The organism is Rhizobium sp. B230/85, assembly GCF_019355735.1.
Lineage (GTDB): Bacteria > Pseudomonadota > Alphaproteobacteria > Rhizobiales > Rhizobiaceae > Rhizobium > Rhizobium rhododendri.
In genome coordinates this window covers 1,364,469-1,381,898 of record NZ_CP072156.1, presented here as the reverse complement: position 1 = coordinate 1,381,898, position 17,430 = coordinate 1,364,469, and the positions used below count along the sequence as shown (strand labels likewise).

At 60.9% G+C, this 17,430-nt stretch carries 20 protein-coding genes; 8 read left to right on the top strand and 12 right to left on the bottom strand.

Annotated elements, in window-relative coordinates:
- Nucleotides 1-43: 43 nt before the first annotated feature.
- Together J5289_RS06555 and J5289_RS06550 are read left to right on the top strand one after the other, a co-directional pair.
- Nucleotides 44-439 (top strand): type II toxin-antitoxin system RelE/ParE family toxin, encoded by a 396-nt coding sequence (locus J5289_RS06555; protein WP_257623373.1) that lies wholly within the window; start codon nt 44-46, stop codon nt 437-439.
- A complete protein-coding gene (locus J5289_RS06550; protein ID WP_209183031.1) occupies nt 411-713 on the top strand; it encodes a DNA-binding transcriptional regulator in 303 nt (100 codons plus the stop codon). The genes J5289_RS06555 and J5289_RS06550 overlap by 29 nt, the downstream gene beginning before the upstream one ends.
- A 91-nt stretch (nt 714-804) precedes the next feature.
- Here J5289_RS06550 and J5289_RS06545 read toward each other — a convergent pair whose 3' ends face one another.
- A complete protein-coding gene (locus tag J5289_RS06545; RefSeq protein WP_209183030.1) occupies nt 805-1,428 on the bottom strand; it encodes a hypothetical protein in 624 nt (207 codons plus the stop codon).
- Nucleotides 1,429-1,739: 311 nt separating this feature from the next.
- On the opposite strand from J5289_RS06545, the gene thrC reads away from it, so the two are divergent.
- The 4 genes from thrC to J5289_RS06525 all read left to right on the top strand — a co-directional run bounded on the left by thrC (nt 1,740) and on the right by J5289_RS06525 (nt 8,027).
- The gene (gene thrC, locus J5289_RS06540) at nt 1,740-3,140 is read left to right on the top strand and encodes a threonine synthase (RefSeq protein WP_219276564.1); all 1,401 of its coding nucleotides are present in this window, start codon (nt 1,740-1,742) and stop codon (nt 3,138-3,140) included.
- 17 nt (nt 3,141-3,157) lie between these two features.
- The gene (locus tag J5289_RS06535) at nt 3,158-4,456 is read left to right on the top strand and encodes a pitrilysin family protein (protein WP_142824219.1); all 1,299 of its coding nucleotides are present in this window, start codon (nt 3,158-3,160) and stop codon (nt 4,454-4,456) included.
- Nucleotides 4,457-4,503: 47 nt separating this feature from the next.
- Entirely contained in the window at nt 4,504-5,115 is a 612-nt protein-coding gene (locus tag J5289_RS06530; RefSeq protein WP_209183029.1) for a GNAT family N-acetyltransferase, read from the top strand.
- A gap of 74 nt (nt 5,116-5,189) precedes the next feature.
- Complete coding sequence (locus J5289_RS06525; protein WP_247749041.1) at nt 5,190-8,027, top strand: sensor domain-containing phosphodiesterase; 2,838 nt, start codon at nt 5,190-5,192, stop codon at nt 8,025-8,027.
- A 25-nt stretch (nt 8,028-8,052) separates the two neighbouring features.
- Here the strand turns inward: J5289_RS06525 and J5289_RS06520 are convergent, their stop codons facing one another.
- The 3 genes from J5289_RS06520 to J5289_RS06510 all read right to left on the bottom strand — a co-directional run bounded on the left by J5289_RS06520 (nt 8,053) and on the right by J5289_RS06510 (nt 10,117).
- On the bottom strand, nt 8,053-9,138 hold the full coding sequence (locus tag J5289_RS06520) for a putative zinc-binding metallopeptidase (RefSeq protein ID WP_209206704.1): 1,086 nt from the start codon (nt 9,136-9,138) through the stop codon (nt 8,053-8,055).
- An 88-nt stretch (nt 9,139-9,226) separates the two neighbouring features.
- Entirely contained in the window at nt 9,227-9,418 is a 192-nt protein-coding gene (locus tag J5289_RS06515) for a CsbD family protein (protein WP_111217804.1), read from the bottom strand.
- A gap of 93 nt (nt 9,419-9,511) precedes the next feature.
- On the bottom strand, nt 9,512-10,117 hold the full coding sequence (locus J5289_RS06510) for a YqgE/AlgH family protein (RefSeq protein ID WP_209183026.1): 606 nt from the start codon (nt 10,115-10,117) through the stop codon (nt 9,512-9,514).
- Nucleotides 10,118-10,251: 134 nt separating this feature from the next.
- On the opposite strand from J5289_RS06510, the gene J5289_RS06505 reads away from it, so the two are divergent.
- A complete protein-coding gene (locus J5289_RS06505; protein ID WP_247749005.1) occupies nt 10,252-11,088 on the top strand; it encodes a protein-disulfide reductase DsbD domain-containing protein in 837 nt (278 codons plus the stop codon).
- Between the two features lie 61 nt (nt 11,089-11,149).
- Nucleotides 11,150-11,635 (top strand): peroxiredoxin, encoded by a 486-nt coding sequence (locus J5289_RS06500; protein WP_209183025.1) that lies wholly within the window; start codon nt 11,150-11,152, stop codon nt 11,633-11,635.
- 58 nt (nt 11,636-11,693) lie between these two features.
- Here J5289_RS06500 and J5289_RS06495 read toward each other — a convergent pair whose 3' ends face one another.
- The 8 genes from J5289_RS06495 to J5289_RS06460 all read right to left on the bottom strand — a co-directional run bounded on the left by J5289_RS06495 (nt 11,694) and on the right by J5289_RS06460 (nt 17,402).
- Nucleotides 11,694-12,002 (bottom strand): Dabb family protein, encoded by a 309-nt coding sequence (locus J5289_RS06495; protein ID WP_111217796.1) that lies wholly within the window; start codon nt 12,000-12,002, stop codon nt 11,694-11,696.
- 82 nt (nt 12,003-12,084) lie between these two features.
- On the bottom strand, nt 12,085-12,525 hold the full coding sequence (gene rnhA, locus J5289_RS06490) for a ribonuclease HI (protein ID WP_209183024.1): 441 nt from the start codon (nt 12,523-12,525) through the stop codon (nt 12,085-12,087).
- Nucleotides 12,522-13,490 (bottom strand): homoserine kinase, encoded by a 969-nt coding sequence (locus tag J5289_RS06485; RefSeq protein WP_209183023.1) that lies wholly within the window; start codon nt 13,488-13,490, stop codon nt 12,522-12,524. The genes rnhA and J5289_RS06485 overlap by 4 nt, the downstream gene beginning before the upstream one ends.
- 33 nt (nt 13,491-13,523) lie before the next feature.
- Nucleotides 13,524-14,531: a 4-hydroxy-3-methylbut-2-enyl diphosphate reductase gene (ispH, locus tag J5289_RS06480; RefSeq protein ID WP_209183022.1), complete on the bottom strand. Its 1,008-nt coding sequence runs from the start codon at nt 14,529-14,531 to the stop codon at nt 13,524-13,526.
- Between the two features lie 127 nt (nt 14,532-14,658).
- Nucleotides 14,659-15,408, bottom strand: a complete 750-nt coding sequence (locus J5289_RS06475; protein WP_247749039.1) for an SURF1 family protein — start codon at nt 15,406-15,408, stop codon at nt 14,659-14,661.
- A 7-nt stretch (nt 15,409-15,415) separates the two neighbouring features.
- The gene (locus J5289_RS06470) at nt 15,416-15,799 is read right to left on the bottom strand and encodes a DUF983 domain-containing protein (protein WP_142824209.1); all 384 of its coding nucleotides are present in this window, start codon (nt 15,797-15,799) and stop codon (nt 15,416-15,418) included.
- 118 nt (nt 15,800-15,917) lie between these two features.
- Nucleotides 15,918-16,793: a cytochrome c oxidase subunit 3 gene (locus J5289_RS06465; RefSeq protein WP_142824208.1), complete on the bottom strand. Its 876-nt coding sequence runs from the start codon at nt 16,791-16,793 to the stop codon at nt 15,918-15,920.
- Between the two features lie 60 nt (nt 16,794-16,853).
- On the bottom strand, nt 16,854-17,402 hold the full coding sequence (locus J5289_RS06460) for a cytochrome c oxidase assembly protein (protein WP_244615291.1): 549 nt from the start codon (nt 17,400-17,402) through the stop codon (nt 16,854-16,856).
- Nucleotides 17,403-17,430: the final 28 nt, after the last annotated feature.

Below are 17,430 nucleotides of genomic sequence, written 5' to 3'. Positions count from 1 at the left end.
ACCACCTTGATGACTATATCACGGAGTGATATAGTCATTTCCTGTGAGAGTCTTGAAGGACGTAGAGTTTAACAACTGGGCCGTCGAATACGGCGTGACAGATGCTATGCTGTGCGCGGCTGCAAAAGAGATTGAAGACGGCCTCGTGGACGCCCGCCTCGGTGGGTTTCTTGTAAAGAAACGGGTTGCCGCGCCAGGCCGAGGCAAGTCAGGAGGTTATCGAACTCTCGTTGGCCATCGGCAAGCTGATAGGCTCATTTTTGTACACGGCTTCGCGAAGAACGAGACTGATAACATCACGAAGAATGAGAAGGCTGCCCTTCGAAAGCTATGCAATGTCTATATGACTGCGGATGACAAGAAGCTGGCTGAGATGATCAAAAAGAACATCATACTGGAGATTGAGTGTAATGAGCCGGATTCTGAAAAACGTACATAAGTCTGCTGAGCGAATGCACGAAGCGGGTTTAGTGGACGACATGACGATGAGAGAGTTCGACGCGCTTTGCCTCCCTCCTTTGCGTGACTATTCTCCCGATGAAATCAAGAAGATCAGAGCAGCCACAAAGGCAAGCCAAGCTGTATTTGCAAGCTTCATCAACGTTAAAAAGATAACCGTTGCCGCATGGGAACAAGGAAGCAAAAAACCAAATAGCACCGCTATCAAGATTCTCGATCTTGTTGAGCGTAAAGGGCTCGATATCCTGCGCTAGGATATCAACCGGTTCCTTGATGAAATGCCCGCCCTGTGCGGGCATTCTCTTAGGGATACGACCCAAGTATCTGTAGCCCTGGCGACGGCCGTTATTTTCTCTTGCGAACGGTGCGGGCGGTCTTGGTCGGGGCGGCGGGCGATTGCTCGAAGCTGACGTAGACGCTGACGAAGCCGGCCGCGCCGCCGGTCACGCGGATCTTGTTGTCGGTATAGAGAAACTGCGCCGAGCCCTCGCCGGGCGGGATCGAGGCCTGGTAATTCGTCGTGTCGCTGTAGAGCACGGTCTGGCCATCCATGACGGAAACCTTGATCGGCAGGTTGACGCTGCCGGAACCGCCCATGGGACCCGCAACGAGGCGGCCCTGCACCACGACCGTCATGTTGAGCGCCGTGCCGTCGGTGGTGCACTGGCGTGTGCCCTGCACCAGAGAAGCCTGGTAGGCGAGCTGCGATGCATCGTCCTTGGCGCCCTTGGCGTAGGTCTTGTAAATCGCACCCTCGTCGCGAATGACGATTTGCGGGCACTTTCCGGCGACATAGGCCTGCCCCACTGGTTGGGTGGCAGGCGTGGCGGATGCCGTTCCTTCCGGCGCAACGCTGATCTGCGTTGCGGGGTCCTTACTGTCCTTGCTACCGAGCCCAAGCGAGCTGCAGCCGCTCAATGCTGCTGTCAACGATACGGCGAGAAGTAGACGCGAAGCTCTGCCTGACACGATAAATCACCCTGTACACAATATGAATTTGCCAAGCCCGGGTTGAATTGCGGGCCTTTCATCGCACTTGGCGATGGTCTATATCAGCGGCGCTTCGAAAAATCGATTGGGTACGCTTCGTTTTGGTTCAATTTTCGAAATCCCTCCGCTGCAACGGCTTCCGGCGCGCTTCGACGGAGGCGTGCACAATCGTACGGTTGCGAAAATCAGGCCGCGGATTTGGCGCAAAAAGGCGCATCTACGGGCCGTTTCCGGCATAGACTTCAGACAACCCATCTTCCGTCCGACCGTCCACATCAGAGGTAAAGACCTTGGAATATATCTCAACCCGGGGAGAAGCCCCTGCCCTCGGTTTCTGCGATGCACTGCTGGCAGGCCTCGCACGCGACGGCGGTCTCTACGTTCCGCGTGAATGGCCGCAACTGAGCAAGAAGGACATCCGGGGCTTTCGCGGCAAGAGCTACCAGGAAATTGCCTTCCGCGTGCTGCTGCCGTTTACCAACGGCGAAATTCCGGAAGAGATATTCCGTAGCATGATCGACGAGGCCTATGCCACCTTCCGCCATCCGGCCATCGTACCGCTGGTGCAGACAGGCCCGAACAGCTTTATCATGGAGCTCTTCCATGGCACGACACTGGCGTTCAAGGACGTCGCCATGCAGCTGCTGGCGCGGCTGATGGATTATGCGCTGGCCGAGCGCGGGGCGCGGGCAACGATTGTCGGTGCCACATCGGGCGACACCGGCGGTGCGGCCATCGACGCCTTTGCCGGGCGCGATCGCACCGACATCTTCATCCTCTTCCCGCATGGCAAGGTCTCGCCGGTGCAGCAGCGGCAGATGACATCCTCGACGGCTTCCAACGTTCACGCGCTGGCCATCAACGGTAATTTCGACGATTGCCAGAACCTCGTGAAGGCGATGTTCAACGACGCGCCGTTCCGCGACGGCGTCGGCCTTTCCGGCGTCAACTCGATCAACTGGGCGCGCATCATGGCGCAGGTGGTCTACTATTTCACGACAGCCGTGGCGCTCGGCAGCCCGGACCGGAAGATCTCGTTCACCGTGCCGACCGGCAATTTCGGCGATATCTTTGCCGGCTATGTCGCCAAGCAGATGGGCCTTCCGATCGACAAGCTGGTGGTCGCCACCAACGAGAACGACATCATGGCGCGGACGCTGAAGACCGGCCGCTACGAGATGCGGGCCGTCAAGGCGACAACCTCGCCGTCGATGGATATCCAGATCTCGTCCAACTTCGAACGGCTGCTCTTCGAGGCCAATGGCCGCGATGCCTCCCGGGTGCGCGCCGCCATGGAAAGCCTCAAGCAGTCGAGCGGTTTCGACATCGCCCCGGAAGCCATGCGCTTCATCAAGCGCGATTTCCGTGCCGGCCGGGCGACCGAGAAACAGGTGGCCGAGACCATCCGCCAGACCTATGCTGACACCGGCTACCTGCTGGACCCGCACACCGCGATCGGCGTCTTCGTCGCCAGTAAATTTGAAAAGCCGAACAGCCCGATGGTGACGCTGGCCACCGCCCATCCCGCAAAATTCCCCGCCGCAGTAAAATCAGCCTCCGGTATTGACCCGGCGCTTCCGACGTGGCTTGCTGATCTGATGCACAGGGAGGAGCGCTTCGACATCCTGGATCCCGACCTCAAAGCCGTGGAAAGCTTTATCGGTGACCATGCTCAGGCCTCAAGACGTTAAGCGCAGAAAGATCTAATATGACAGTTGAGTGCACCCGGCTGAAATCCGGGCTGACGGTAGTAACCGAGTTGATGCCGCATCTTGAAAGCGTCGCACTCGGTGTGTGGATCAAGTCGGGATCGCGTAACGAGACCGAAGCCGAACACGGTATTGCCCACCTTCTGGAACACATGGCGTTCAAGGGCACGGCTCGCCGTACGGCACGCGAAATTGCCGAGGAAATCGAGAATGTCGGTGGCGAGGTCAATGCCGCGACATCAACGGAAACGACATCCTATTACGCGCGCGTGCTGAAAGAAGACGTGCCGCTCGCTGTCGATATTCTCGCCGACATCCTGACGGAATCGGCCTTCGACGAGGACGAATTACAGCGCGAAAAGCAGGTTATCCTGCAGGAAATCAACGCTGCCAACGACATGCCGGACGACGTCGTATTCGACAAATTCTCGGAAGTCGCCTATCGCGACCAGACGCTGGGACGCGCCATCCTCGGCACGCCGGAAACCGTGCTCGGCTTCACGCCGGAGCAGATCCGCGGCTATCTCGGACGCAACTACACCTGCGACCGGATGTTCGTGGTGGCAGCCGGTGCAGTCGATCATGACAGCTTCGTCAAGCAGGTCGAGACCCGCTTTGCAAGCCTTCCGACAGCGCCATCTGCAGCGCCCGTCATCGAGACAGCCCGCTACGTCGGCGGCAGCGTCCGCGAGACGCGCGACCTCATGGATGCTCAGATCCTGCTCGGCTTCGAGGGCCGCGCCTACCACGCGCGGGATTTCTACTGCTCGCAGATTCTTGCCAACATCCTTGGCGGGGGCATGTCGTCGCGGCTGTTCCAGGAAGTCCGCGAGACACGCGGGCTCTGCTATTCGGTCTATGCCTTCCATTGGGGCTTTTCCGACACGGGCATTTTCGGCATCCATGCCGCAACCGGCGGCGAAAACCTGCCGGAACTGCTGCCTGTGATCGTCGATGAGCTGCGCAAATCCGCCGACAAGATCCACCAGCAGGAAATCGACCGCGCCCGCGCCCAGATCCGGGCCCAGCTGCTCATGGGTCAGGAAAGTCCTGCCGCACGGGCCGGACAGGTCGCCCGGCAGATGATGCTCTACGGCCGCCCGATCCCCAATCCGGAGATGATGGAACGGCTGGAGGGCATCACCATCCAGCGGCTGACCGATCTCGCCGGCCGCCTCTTCTTCGACGCCGTGCCGACCCTCTCCGCTATCGGTCCGCTCGACGAGCTGGCGCCGATGGAAGACATCATCGCCTCGCTGGCCACACCACGCCAGGCATCCAAAGCCGCCAACGGCTGATCCCAGCCGGAGGCCCCCCACGATCCAGTTCCGGGAGACATGGACGAATGCCAAAGTCGGTTTTTCGGTTTCTGTCTCGGCAGCCGGACACGATCGAACTTGAGGGCGCCGACCATATTCTCCGCTTGCCGCGCAACTCCGACTTCAGCCAGTGGCAGAAGCTCAGGGCCGAGAGCCGCCGGTTCCTGGAACCGTGGGAGCCGACCTGGCGTACCGACGAACTGACCGAGGGCGCCTACCGGACCCGCGTCGTGCGGGGCAAGCAGGAGTACAACTCCGGCCAGGCAGTACCGTTTCTGGTCTTCAAGCGCGACAACTCCACTCTGCTCGGCGGGCTCACTGTCGGTTATATCAGGCGCGGTGCCGCGCAGAGCTGCATGATCGGTTACTGGATGGGCGAGCGCTATTCCGGCCAAGGCCATATGTTCGCCGCACTTGAGATAGTTATACCCTATATCTTTTCCGGGCTGGAGTTGCACCGTATCGAGGCAGCCTGTATTCCGGAGAATGAGCGTAGCGTGCGGCTTTTGCAGAAGGCCGGGTTCCAACGGGAAGGCCATTTGCGCGGCTACTTGAAAATCAACGGCCAATGGCGTGATCACGTGATGTTTTCTCGCTTGGCCACAGACACGGACCCGCTCGGGAAGACCACACGCTGATGATTGCCGACACTCCTTCCCAACCACACTTCCTTCGCCATTCCCTGATCGCGTTCCTCGTTGCCCTGTTTGCGATGACCGCCATGCTTGCGACCGGCGCGCGGGCTGCGGAGCCGGTGAAGATATCGCGCGACGATACGGCGCTCGACCTGACGAAGACGACGGAGATCTACGCCAACCAGGGCGAGGCCTTCCAGGTGTCGACCGCTGCCGGTGCCGACGGTATCCGCCGCCGCATCGAGGTGCGCTCGAGTTCGCCGGGTCACCAGGGCGACTGGGCGGTGTTCGCACTGGCCAACGTCTCGGAAGAACAGCTGGAGCGCGTCATCGTCGCCCCGCATTTTCGCCTGGTGAATTCAAAGATGTTCTGGCCCGACCTCGGCTCGCAGCGCATCATCGCCATCACACCGAGTGAAGGTTTTGCGCTCGACCGGCAGCCGAGCGACGAGGCTGACGTGTTCCGCATCACACTCAATCCCGGCGCCGTCATCACCTTCGTCGCCGAACTGTCGTCCCCGGAATTGCCGCAGATCTATCTGTGGGAGCCTAACGCCTACAAGGATACGGTCAACGCCTTCACGCTCTATCGTGGCATCGTGCTCGGCATTTCCGGCCTGCTGGCGGTGTTTCTCACCATCCTCTTCGTGGTCAAGGGTACGTCGATGTTGCCGGCTACCGCGGCTCTTGCCTGGGCGGTGCTCGGCTATATCTGCGTCGACTTCGGCTTTCTCGGCAAGCTGATCAGCATCACATCCGGGGACCAGCGAATATGGAGGGCCTGCGTCGAGGTGGCGCTGGCCTCCAGCCTGGTGATCTTCCTGTTCACCTATCTTAATCTCAACCGTTGGCACGCCCATCTCGGCTATGTCACGCTAGCCTGGATATTGGGGCTGGCGCTGCTTTTCGGCGTGGCAATTTACGATCCGTCGATTGCCGCCGGCATCGCCCGCCTGTCGATGGCGCTAACGGCAACCGCCGGCATCCTGCTCATCGTCTATCTCGGTATCAACCGCTATGACCGGGCGATCCTGCTGGTGCCGGCCTGGGCGCTCATCCTCGTCTGGCTGTTCGGCGCCTGGCTGACGGTCACCGGCAAGCTCGACAACGACATCATCCAGCCGGCACTCGGCGGCGGTCTGGTGCTCATCGTACTTCTGATCGGCTTTACCGTCATGCAGCACGCCTTTGCCGGCGGCGCCTTCCAGCAGGGCCTGTTTTCCGATCTGGAGCGCCAATCGCTGGCACTCACCGGCTCCGGCGATACCGTCTGGGACTGGGACGTGGCGCGCGACCGGGTCGTCACCATTCCCGATATCTCGCAGAAGCTCGGCCTCTCGCCCGGTAGCATGCACGGTGCTGCGCGCAACTGGCTGCCACGGCTGCACCCCGACGACCGCGACCGCTTCCGGGCGACGCTGGACGTGCTGCTGGAACATCGTCGTGGCAGGCTGAACCACGAGTTCCGCATCCGCGCCGAGGACGGCCATTTCCATTGGCTGGCCATCCGCGCCCGGCCGGTGCTGGGATCGAACGGCGAAATCATTCGCTGCGTTGGTACAGTGGTCGATGTCACCGAGCAGAAGAATTCCGTCGAGCGCCTGTTGCACGACGCGCTGCACGACAACCTCACCGGACTGCCGAACCGGCAGCTTTTCCTCGACCGACTGCAGGCCGTGCTGACCCTTGCCCCCGCCGGCGATCTGGTCCGACCGACGGTGATGGTCATCGATATCGACCGGTACAAGATGGTCAACGATGCGCTGGGCGTTGCGGCCGGCGACAACATTCTGGTCGCCCTGACACGTCGCCTGCGCCGCCTACTGAAGCCGCAGGACACGCTGGCGCGGCTCTCAGGCGACCAGTTCGGCCTGATCCTGGTGTCCGAGCGCGATCCGACCAAGGTGGCGGATTTCGCCGATGCCGTCAGCAAGGCCATCATGGTGCCGCTGAACTTTGCCAATCGCGAAATCGTGCTGACCGCCTCCATCGGGCTGACTTCCTGGGTCGACCAGCAGGAAAGCGCTGCCGGATTGCTCAGCGACGCCGAGCTTGCCATGTATCGCTCGAAGCGCGCCGGCGGCAACAAGGTCGAACCTTTCCTGCCGGCCTTCCGCAACTTCGGCACCGACCGCCTGCAACTGGAATCCGATCTCCGTCGCGCCGTCGAGCGCAAGGAACTGTCGATGGTCTACCAGCCCATCGTCCGGCTGGAAGATGCCGAGATCGCCGGCTTCGAGGCGCTGATGCGTTGGGAGCATCCGAAACGCGGCAACATTTCGCCCACCGAATTCATCCCGATTGCCGAGGCGACCGATATCATTGGCCCGCTCGGCATGTTCGCCATGGAGCAGGCGACAAACGACCTGATGGCCTGGACACGCCAGACGGGCGAGTTGCCGCTGTTCGTATCCGTCAACCTGTCGAGCGCCCAGCTGCTCAACAATGAACTCTACGACGACGTCCGGGCGCTGCTTGCCAAGACCCATTGCGATCCGTCCCGCATCAAGCTCGAACTGACGGAAACCATGGTCATGGAAAATCCGGAACAGGCGCGTCTCGTGTTGGCGAAGTTGCGCGAAGCAGGCCTCGGCCTCGCACTCGACGACTTCGGCACCGGCTACTCGTCGCTCTCCTACCTCACCCGCTTCCCCTTCGACACGATCAAGCTGGACAAGGGGCTGGTGCGCGACGAGAGCGACAAGAAATCCGTGCTGCTGCGCTCCGTGATCTCGATGGCGCGCGAACTTGGAATGAAAGTCGTCGCTGAGGGTATCGAGACCGAGGAAGATGCGCTGGAGCTCGCCAAGATGGGCTGTACCTATGGCCAGAGCTTCCTGTTCGGACCGCCGATGGGCTCTGAATCGGTGCTGCGATTGCTGAAGGAACGTTTTCCGCTGACAAGGCGCGCCTGAGGCATGCCTCCCCGCCTCGCGCTGGTCAGGCCGCCTGCATTGGCTGACCTGCAGCTGCGTCACGGATGAGCCGCAGCAGGTAATCGAGTTTTCTCACGACCGGCGGGGAGAGGACAAACGGGTACGAGTCCGGCTGCCCCATGCTCCGCTGGATGCTGTTGACGGCAACACTGAGCGGCACCCAGGCGGACACAAGCTGCTCGGCATCGTGCGCCCTGTAGGGATTGAAATCCACCTCCGACGCCATTTCCTCATGACCGCGGGGATCGACCGCGATGCCGAAGGCACGGGCTGTCTCCAGCGTATCGACGATGTGGAGGTAGTGCGCAAAACACTCGGCGAAATCCTCCCAAGGGTGGGAGCTGGCATAGGCGCTGATGAAACTCCGCTGCCAATCCGGACGCACCCCGTTCTCGTAATGGCGCTGCAGTGCTGCGCCGTAGTCCTCGCGCTCGTCGCCGAACGCCTCGCGGAAGCCGTCGAAATTATTGACGTCGCGGACCAGCTTGTTCCAGATGAAATGACCGGTCTCGTGGCGGAAGTGGCCGAGCAGCGTCCGGTAGGGCTCGTGCATCGACATGCGCGCCATTTCGCGCGTCACGTCGTCCGCCTCGGCCGCGCGGATGGCAATCAGGCCGTCGTCGTGGCCGGTCATGGCGGGCACGACGAAGCCGGCGCTGTTGATCTTGTCCTCGAGGAAATCGAACACCAGCCCGCCCTGCGGATCTTCGCTGCGATCGGGATGCGGCAGTTCGAGACGCAAAAGCGAATAAAACAGATGGCGCTGTGCCTGCCCTATCCGGCGCCAGCGGTCGACACCCTCGGATGTCCCGGTATTCGGCACCAGCCCGTTATGGCGGCAGGCCGCGCAAAAGCCTTGCGGATCGTCCGAATCGACCATCCAGTTGCAGAGATCCAGGGCGGCATTAGAGCAAAAGCGCAGCGAGCGAGACGGTTCCGAAACGATGTGCCAGTCCGGCTCCTGGTCGGGTTCCAGCGCGTACATCTTCAGCCGGTCTGGAACGAAACCCAGGCGGTGGCCGCAGCGGACGCACTGGCGATTGTCGAAATGCACCGACTGTCCACAGGAGTCGCAGTCAAACAATCGCATGGGCCCGGTCCTTTTCGACGACGGTCTTAAATATCGAAAAGCCCGCCACGCTTTGGCGCGGCAGGCCTGAGATCTTTATCCAGTTCGCTCAAGCGCGATCGACGGCGTCCTTGAGCTTGTCCTTGGCCTTCCCTTCGGCAACCTGGGCCTTCCCCTTGGCTTCCTGAACGGCGCCCTTGGCACGCGTCTCGTTGTCGCCAGTGGCCTTGCCGACGGCTTCCTTCGCCTTGCCGGTCAATTCATTGGCCTTACCGGAAATCTTGTCGCTGGTGCTACCCATGTGTCTCACTCCCTGGTTGGCGACGAACGATGCGTGCGTCGTACAGGAAAAACGTCAACAGTCGGATATCGTTCCAGTGGCGGCAGTGGTTTATCAGGCGTGGCCTGCTTCGCTCGACAACATCGCCGGCGTGACGCCGAGCAATGCCAGCGCCCGCTCGTATTTGTCATCCAGGCTGCGGTCGAAGATGAGGTCTTCACTCGGCGCGCAATTCAGCCAGCCGTTGTTGCTGACTTCCGCCTCCAACTGCCCCGCGCTCCAGCCGGCATAGCCGAGCAGCATCGTCGCCTTTTTAGGGCCGTTGCCGTTGGAAATGGCGCGGATGATATCGAGCGTTGCCGTCAGGCTGATGTCGTCGCTGACAGCGATGCTGCTCTCGCTCTTGTAATCGTCGGAGTGCAGGACGAAGCCACGACCGCTCTCGACCGGGCCGCCCGTCTGGATCGGGAAACTGCGGGCACGATCCGGCAGCATGATCGCATCGTCAGTCTTGATCATGTCCAAATGCAGAAGAACATCGGTGAAGCTGAGGTTCTGCGACCGGTTGATAATGAAACCCATCGCTCCGGCATCCGAATGGGCACAGATATAGACAACCGTCCGGGCAAAGTTACTGTCCGCCATTCCCGGCATTGCGATCAGAAACTGACCGTCGAGAAAGCCGCGTGCACCTTTGTACTTTAGCGTCGATAACGACATCCTGTCTCCTCACTGCTCTTTATCATCCCCCCCGGATAAAGATGGGGTAATGTGACGGATCAATCAACTGAAAATGATCGATTGCTAAAAATCGCATGATGCGCGTGCGGCCGCCTTCGTCTAACGCTGTTTCCATGATTTCCTATCCCAGACTTTTCCGGATCCCGATGTCGGCCGCAGGTGTTTTTGCGATCTCCCTGATGCTGGTCTCCGCTGCTCATGCGGCGACAAGCGACTGGGCCACCAGCGATGGTGGCCGGATGCGGCTGGTGGCAATGCCCGCCGACGCCAGCGGCCACGTGAAGGCTGCATTGCAGATCGAGCCGGGTGCCGGCTGGATCACCTACTGGCGCGAGCCCGGAGAAAGCGGCATCCCGCCGCAACTCACGCTGCCTGCGGGAAGCAAAGCGACAATCGACAATATCGGCTATCCGGCGCCAAAGGTCATCTCGCTCGGCAATGTCCACGAGGTCGGTTACGACGCCCCCATCAGCCTGCCGCTCGATATCAATGCGGCCGGCGAGCGAAAACTCGACATCACGGCCTTTATCGGCGTCTGCAAGGATATCTGCGTTCCCTTCCAGGCAACCATGAGCGTCGCATTGCCGCCGCCGGGTTCGTCCGCCGATGCCGGGGATGCAGCCATCGTCACCGCTGCAGCGGCAGCGCTTCCACAGAAACCTTCGGCCGATTTCGGCGTCAGGAGCCACAGCCTTTCGCCCGACGGCAAGACATTGTCGTTGCATCTGACGCTACCGGACGCTGGCGACGGCATTCCCCAGGTCTATGTGACCGGCCCCAGCGGCTATGTGTTTTTCAAGCAGGCCAGCGCCAGCCGTAACGGTCGCGATGTCGATGTTGCCCTGACAATCGGCAAATTGCCGAAGACCTATGTTGTGCACGGCAAGAGTTGGGGCATACTGGTCGTGGACGGCAGCCGCGCGATGGAAACGACGCTTGCCATGGAGTAGAGCGGTCATAGATATCGACGGGCGTTCAGACGCACGGGACAGAAAAAACCAGGAGAGACGCATGACTATTGCCATCGGCGAGAAAATTCCCGCCGCCACGTTCAAGGAAAAGACGACCGACGGCCCGACCGAGATCTCGACGGACACGCTGTTTTCGGGCAAGCGCGTCGTGCTTTTTGCCGTCCCCGGCGCTTTCACGCCAACCTGCTCGCTGAACCATCTGCCGGGCTACCTCGAGAACCTCGATGCCATCCTCGCGAAGGGTGTCGATGAAGTTGCCGTCGTTTCTGTCAATGACTGGCATGTGATGGGTGCCTGGGCACAGCAATCGGGCAGCATGGGCAAGATCCATTTCCTCGCCGACTGGGATGCCGCCTTCACCAAGGCGCTCGGCCTCGACGCCGACCTCTCCGGCGGCGGTCTTGGCGTGCGCTCGAAGCGCTACTCGATGCTGGTAGAAGATGGCGTCGTCAAAACACTGAACGTCGAGGAAAACCCCGGCGAAGCGACGGTCTCGGCCGCAGCAACGATGATCGGGCAGCTCTGATCAGACACAGCTGGAGGGATGCCGGACATCCCTCCAGATCCTTCTACCTGCACCGTTTTCAGATATTGAGATCGAACACCAGCAATCCGGCCAGGCCGCCATCGGTGGACGAGACGATGCGTTCGCCGACGGCGACGTGCTCGGGGTGGACGAGATAGGCATCGCGGGCAGCGCCGCTTTCGAAGGTCACGGCGAAGCCATCGACGAAGCCGCCATGCAAGCCTTCCGGCGAGACATTCGGGCCATATTTTACGTCGAGAATGCCTGGAATAACCTGCTTCAATGCGACGATCGCTTCAAATATGGATTGCTTTTCCGGCGCCGTGACGGCGGCCTTGAAGCGCAAAAATACGCAGTGCAGGATCATGTGAAACCTCCCGGGTGACCGCCGCACCATACCGGGAAAACGACGGGCGGCAACATGCTTGTTGTTCGTGTTGCAGCCGGCTTCAGCGCTTCTTGAACGGCTCCATGCCCTTTCGGGCGAGTTCGTCGGCGCGCTCGTTCTCGATGTGGCCGGCATGGCCCTTGACCCAATGCAGGGTGACCTTGTGGCGGTTATAGGCTGCGTCCAGCGCCTGCCAGAGCTCGGCGTTCTTCACCGGCTTCTTGTCGGCGGTCTTCCAGCCGTTCTTTTTCCAGCCGTGGATCCACTTCGAAATGCCGTCCATGACGTATTTCGAGTCCGTGTAGAGATCGACCTCGCAGGCATCCTTGAGCGCACCCAGCGACGAGATCGCCGCCATCAGTTCCATGCGGTTGTTGGTCGTCTCGGCCTCGCCGCCGCAGAGGTCCTTCTCGACATCGCCGTAGCGCAGCACTGCGCCCCAGCCGCCCGGGCCGGGGTTACCGGAACAGGCACCGTCGGTGAAGATATCGACATGTTTCATGCTTTGGCCAACCCATATTCGGCGCCCGTGGCAACCGTGCGATGAAAGCGCAGCTTGCGCAGATATTCGAGAGGGTCCTTCTTGGTGACCATGGCTCCGGCCGGCGTCATCAGCCAGTCGTAGAGCCGCGTCAGGAAGAAGCGCAGCGCCGAGCCCCTTGCCAGCGTCGGCAGCGCCTCGATCTCGGCGTCGCTGAGCGGCCGGATGCTCTGGTAGCCGTCGAGCATGGCCAGACCCTTAGTGACGTTGTAAGCGCCGTCCTTTTCGAAGCACCAGGCATTGAGGCAGATCGAAACGTCATAGGCCAGCATGTCGTTGCAGGCGAAGTAGAAATCGATCAGCCCGGAAAGCTGGTCGCCGAGGAAAAAGACATTGTCGGGGAACAGGTCTGCATGGATAACGCCCGAGGGAAGATCCTTAGGCCAGTTTGCGTCGAAAAAAGCCAACTCCGACCGGATCTCATCCCGCAGGCCGGGCTCGACCTCGTCGGCGCGGGCTTCGGACTTGTCCCACAGCGGCGGCCACCCGGCGCAGGAGAGCGCGTTCGGCCGGGCGATGGCAAAGCCCTCGCCTGCGACATGCATCTTTGCAAGCGCGATGCCGACCTCGCGGCAGTGGTGCGCCTCGGGCTTGCGCAGCCACATGCCCTCGAGAAACGAAATCAACGCGGCAGGGCGGCTGGAGAGTTCGCCGAGAAGAGCGCCATCGCGGCGCGGCAGGGGAAGCGGGCACGACAGGCCGCGCGCCGAAAGATGCTGCATCAGGCCCAGGAAGAACGGCAAGTCGTCCTTTTCGACGCGCTTTTCATAGAGCGTCAGGATCAGCGGCTCGCGCGTCGTGTGCAGCAGGAAATTCGAATTCTCGACGCCCTCGGCGATCCCCTTGTAGGAGGTGAGTTCGCCGCAATCATACTGGGTCAAAAAGGTCTTGAGATCGTCTTCGGTGATGTCTGTATAAACGGCCACGGATTATTCCTGGGTTGGCGTCGCTGATGTTGTTTATTCGCCGTTGACGAAAGCCATGTCGGCAGTCGTCAGCTCGACATCCCGCAGCTCGCGATTGACCAGGAAGTTCTCGGTTTCCTTGACCGTCTCGGCAAGTTCGACCGCCGCATCGTAGCGGTGCCGGAAAGCCTCGATGATCTCGTTGACGATTACCTCCGGGGCGGAGGCGCCGGCGGACAGGCCTACCGTAGCGATATCGCCGATATTGTCCCAGTCGATTTCCGACGCGCGCTGGACCAGAACGGATTGTTTTGCACCCGCCCTCAACGCAACCTCGACCAGGCGCTTCGAATTGGAGGAATTCGGCGCGCCGACGATGATGAAGAGGTCGCAACCGGGTGCTGCCTGCTTCACCACTTCCTGGCGGTTGGTGGTGGCATAGCAGATCGAATCGGCTGACGGCGCGGTCAGGTTCGGAAAGCGCTCCTGCAGCCGGGCAATGACGCCGGCCGTGTCGTCCACCGACAGCGTCGTCTGCGTGACGTAGCCGAGATTGTCGGGATCGACCGGTACGTAAGCATCGACATCGGCACTCGTCTCGACCAGCGATACCGTGCCCTCGGGCAGTTGCCCCATCGTGCCGATCACTTCCGGGTGGCCGGCATGGCCGATGAGGACGACGTGGCGGCCGAGCCGGTTGTGGCGCATGGCCTGCTTGTGGACCTTGGAGACCAGCGGGCATGTGGCATCGAGATAGAAGAGGTTGCGGCTGTCGGCATCGGCCGGCACGGATTTCGGAACGCCATGGGCGGAGAAGACGACAGGCTGCTTGCGATGCTCCGGCGGGATTTCGCCGAGTTCCTCGACGAAGATCGCGCCCTTGGCCTCAAGACCTTCGACGACGTAGCGATTGTGGACGATCTCGTGGCGGACATAGACCGGCGCGCCATAGGCCTTGAGCGCCAGCACGACGATCTGGATGGCCCGGTCGACGCCAGCGCAGAAGCCGCGCGGGCCGCAGAGGCGAATGGTCAGGGCAGGTTTCGAAACGGCGATGTTCATGTCTTTTCCAAAAGCCCGGGGACAAGGGCAAACCACAGATAGGTGCGCCCTGCCCGCCCATCTAGCCTAAAGTGCCGATGAATTGAAGCAATTCTATTGCATCCGCACAGGGTTGCGCGAAACGCGCCTACTGCGCCGGCGCATCAGGATGGCGTTTGCGCAGCCAGGAAATCGCGACGATGGCGACCAGCGCTGCCGCCAGGCCGTACCAGGTGACGGCGTATTGCAGATGGTCGTTGGGCAGGTCGACAATGGTGACGCCGCCGACCGGCAGGCCGCCGGGATTGGGCGTTGCATCGGCATCGACGAAGAAGGGAAGCACCCTTGTAGCATCCAGCCCGACGCTGGAGGCCATCACGTCCAAATCCTTCCAGTAGAAGATGTTCTTGGCAATGTCGTTGTCCGGCAGCAGCGACGACGGCTTGGAGGGCAATTTGGCGCGGGCGAGGCCTGCCACGGCCTGCATGCCGAAGAGCTGGCCTTTTTCGCGGGTCTTCGGCTCCTTCTGGTCGTAGGGAACAAAGCCCCGGTTGACGAAGAGCAGGCGACCGCCATCGAGCTCGAGTGGTGTGTAGATGTAGAAGCCCGACATGCCGTTATAGGTGGCGAAGAAATGGCGCTCCTTGTCGTTGAGATAACGACCGGACGTCGTCACGCGGCGGTATTCGATATCGCCGCCGCGGACAGCCATCGCCTCGATATCGCCTAGCGGGACCGGTGCTGCAGCCTGTCGTTCGGCAATATCGGCAATCAGGCCTTCCTTCCACTTGAGACGCTGGACCTGCCATGTGCCAAGTGCAAGCAGCACGGCAAGAACCGAGAGAAGCAGCAGGACCTTGAAAACCTGCCAGGCGATATTTGCCCCCGGCTTTTGCATCGGCACGTCAGTCACGTTCGATTTGTCCTTCGCTGGCATCGTGACGGTATTGCAGCGCCACGAAGATGCCCTTGCTCCAGCGCAGCGACAAAAGCGACAGGAGAATGGTCAGAGGGCCGAACAATATCCCGTGGACCCAGATTGGCGGGCCGTAATTGACCTGCAGCCAGAGGACCAGACCGATGACGATGAAGCCGACGATGAGGATGACGAAAACAGCCGGGCCATCGCCACTGTCGGCGAAGGAGAAATCGAGGTTGCAGGCAGCGCAACGAGGCTTCAGCGCTAGGACACCATCGAATAACGCACCCTGTCCGCATCGCGGGCAGCGACCCCGGAGGCCGACCCTGATGGGATCAACCGGCGGGAAATGGGCAGTGTCGTTGACCATGATGTCATGCCTTCCAGGCGGGATACGAAAAGCCTTGCTCCCGCCCCGCAAAACTCTACTCGCCTTAGGGCGACATCCAACAGGCACCAGCGTCAAGGACGTGCCATCGCCGCCTTCGTCATCCGGCGACGGGTGCGCCCCAGCCGCCCCAGATGTAGATGGCGAAGAACAGGAACAGCCAGACCACGTCGACGAAATGCCAGTACCAGGCGGCGGCCTCGAAGCCGAAATGCTGGGTCGGCGTAAAATCGCCACGCATCGCCCTGATCAGGCAGACAGCCAAGAAGATGGTGCCGATCAGCACGTGGAAGCCATGGAAACCCGTCGCCATGAAGAATGTAGCGCCGTAGATCGAGCTTTTGAAGGCAAACGGCGCGTGGGCATATTCATAGGCCTGGACGCTGGAGAACAGTACGCCCAAGGCAACCGTAAGCGCCAGACCGGTGATCATGCCCTTGCGGTCGTTGTGCAGCAGCGCGTGATGGGCCCAGGTGACGGTCGTGCCCGACAGCAGGAGGATGATGGTGTTGTAGATCGGCAGATGCCAGGGATCGAGCACCTCGACACCCTTCGGTGGCCATTGTCCGCCGGTGAATATGACGCGCGAGGCCTGGATGGCTTCGTTCGGAAACAGGCTGACGTCGAAATAGGCCCAGAACCAGGCGACGAAGAACATCACTTCCGAAGCGATGAACATGATCATGCCGTAGCGCAGGTGCAGCGACACGACGCGGGTATGGGCGCCCTCATGGGCTTCCTTCACCGTATCTGCCCACCAGGCGTACATGACGTAGAGGATGACGACGAGGCCGATGAAGAACAGCCAGGGGCTGGCGAAATCGATGCCGAACAGCTTGAACGGGCTGTTGTTGAGATAGCGCATATAGGCCACGCCACCGAAGGTAATGACGAGCGCGCCGATCGCCGCAAGGATCGGCCAGGGGCTCGGATCGATGATGTGATAATCGTGGTTCTTCTGGTGTACGTCAGCCATATCAGCAATCCCCGAGTAACTTTTCCCTTAAGGCAGCCGGTAAACCGGATGCCCTCCTCCCTAAAGCTTCTTCACCCCGACCTTGGCCGCAGCCTCGTTCGATGCCACGGGTTTGGCGTCATCCCGCGGATAGAACGTATAGGACAGCGTCAGCGTGCCGATGTCCTTGGTTTCCGCCGCCTTGGTAATCTCCGGATCAATGTAGAAAACCACCGGCATCTCGCGCTTTTCCCCCGGCGCAAGATCCGTCTCGTTAAAGCAGAAACACTGCACCTTGTTGAAATAGGCGCCGGCCTCGATCGGCGAGACGTTGAAGATCGCCTGCGCGCGGGTCGGCTGGTCTGATTTGTTCTCGGCGACGAACTTGATCATGATCGTCTCGCCGATCTTCGGATCGACCTCGCGCTGCATCGACTTGAAGTCCCAGGGCACGCCCGAGGCGACGTTGGCATCAAATGTGACGCGGATGCGCTTGTCGAGCACTACGGTCGAAGCCTGCTCGACGCGCTGCGTCGTACCGTTGAAGCCGGTGACCTGGCAGAACATGCGATAGAGCGGCACAGCGGCATAGCTCATCGCGCCCATGCCGACCACGAAGCTCAGGCACATCAGAACGATCAGGCCGTTGTTGCGCCCG

Coding starts and splice junctions, on each gene's coding strand:
- J5289_RS06550 (WP_209183031.1), top strand. CDS start 411: ATGAGCCGGATTCTGAAAAACGTACATAAGTCTGCTGAGCGAATGCAC.
- J5289_RS06535 (WP_142824219.1), top strand. CDS start 3,158: ATGACAGTTGAGTGCACCCGGCTGAAATCCGGGCTGACGGTAGTAACC.
- J5289_RS06530 (WP_209183029.1), top strand. CDS start 4,504: ATGCCAAAGTCGGTTTTTCGGTTTCTGTCTCGGCAGCCGGACACGATC.
- J5289_RS06525 (WP_247749041.1), top strand. CDS start 5,190: ATGACCGCCATGCTTGCGACCGGCGCGCGGGCTGCGGAGCCGGTGAAG.
- J5289_RS06520 (WP_209206704.1), bottom strand. CDS start 9,138: ATGCGATTGTTTGACTGCGACTCCTGTGGACAGTCGGTGCATTTCGAC.
- J5289_RS06515 (WP_111217804.1), bottom strand. CDS start 9,418: ATGGGTAGCACCAGCGACAAGATTTCCGGTAAGGCCAATGAATTGACC.
- J5289_RS06510 (WP_209183026.1), bottom strand. CDS start 10,117: ATGTCGTTATCGACGCTAAAGTACAAAGGTGCACGCGGCTTTCTCGAC.
- J5289_RS06505 (WP_247749005.1), top strand. CDS start 10,252: ATGATTTCCTATCCCAGACTTTTCCGGATCCCGATGTCGGCCGCAGGT.
- J5289_RS06500 (WP_209183025.1), top strand. CDS start 11,150: ATGACTATTGCCATCGGCGAGAAAATTCCCGCCGCCACGTTCAAGGAA.
- J5289_RS06495 (WP_111217796.1), bottom strand. CDS start 12,002: ATGATCCTGCACTGCGTATTTTTGCGCTTCAAGGCCGCCGTCACGGCG.
- rnhA (WP_209183024.1), bottom strand. CDS start 12,525: ATGAAACATGTCGATATCTTCACCGACGGTGCCTGTTCCGGTAACCCC.
- ispH (WP_209183022.1), bottom strand. CDS start 14,531: ATGAACATCGCCGTTTCGAAACCTGCCCTGACCATTCGCCTCTGCGGC.
- J5289_RS06475 (WP_247749039.1), bottom strand. CDS start 15,408: ATGCAAAAGCCGGGGGCAAATATCGCCTGGCAGGTTTTCAAGGTCCTG.
- J5289_RS06470 (WP_142824209.1), bottom strand. CDS start 15,799: ATGGTCAACGACACTGCCCATTTCCCGCCGGTTGATCCCATCAGGGTC.
- J5289_RS06465 (WP_142824208.1), bottom strand. CDS start 16,793: ATGGCTGACGTACACCAGAAGAACCACGATTATCACATCATCGATCCG.
- J5289_RS06460 (WP_244615291.1), bottom strand. CDS start 17,402: ATGTGCCTGAGCTTCGTGGTCGGCATGGGCGCGATGAGCTATGCCGCT.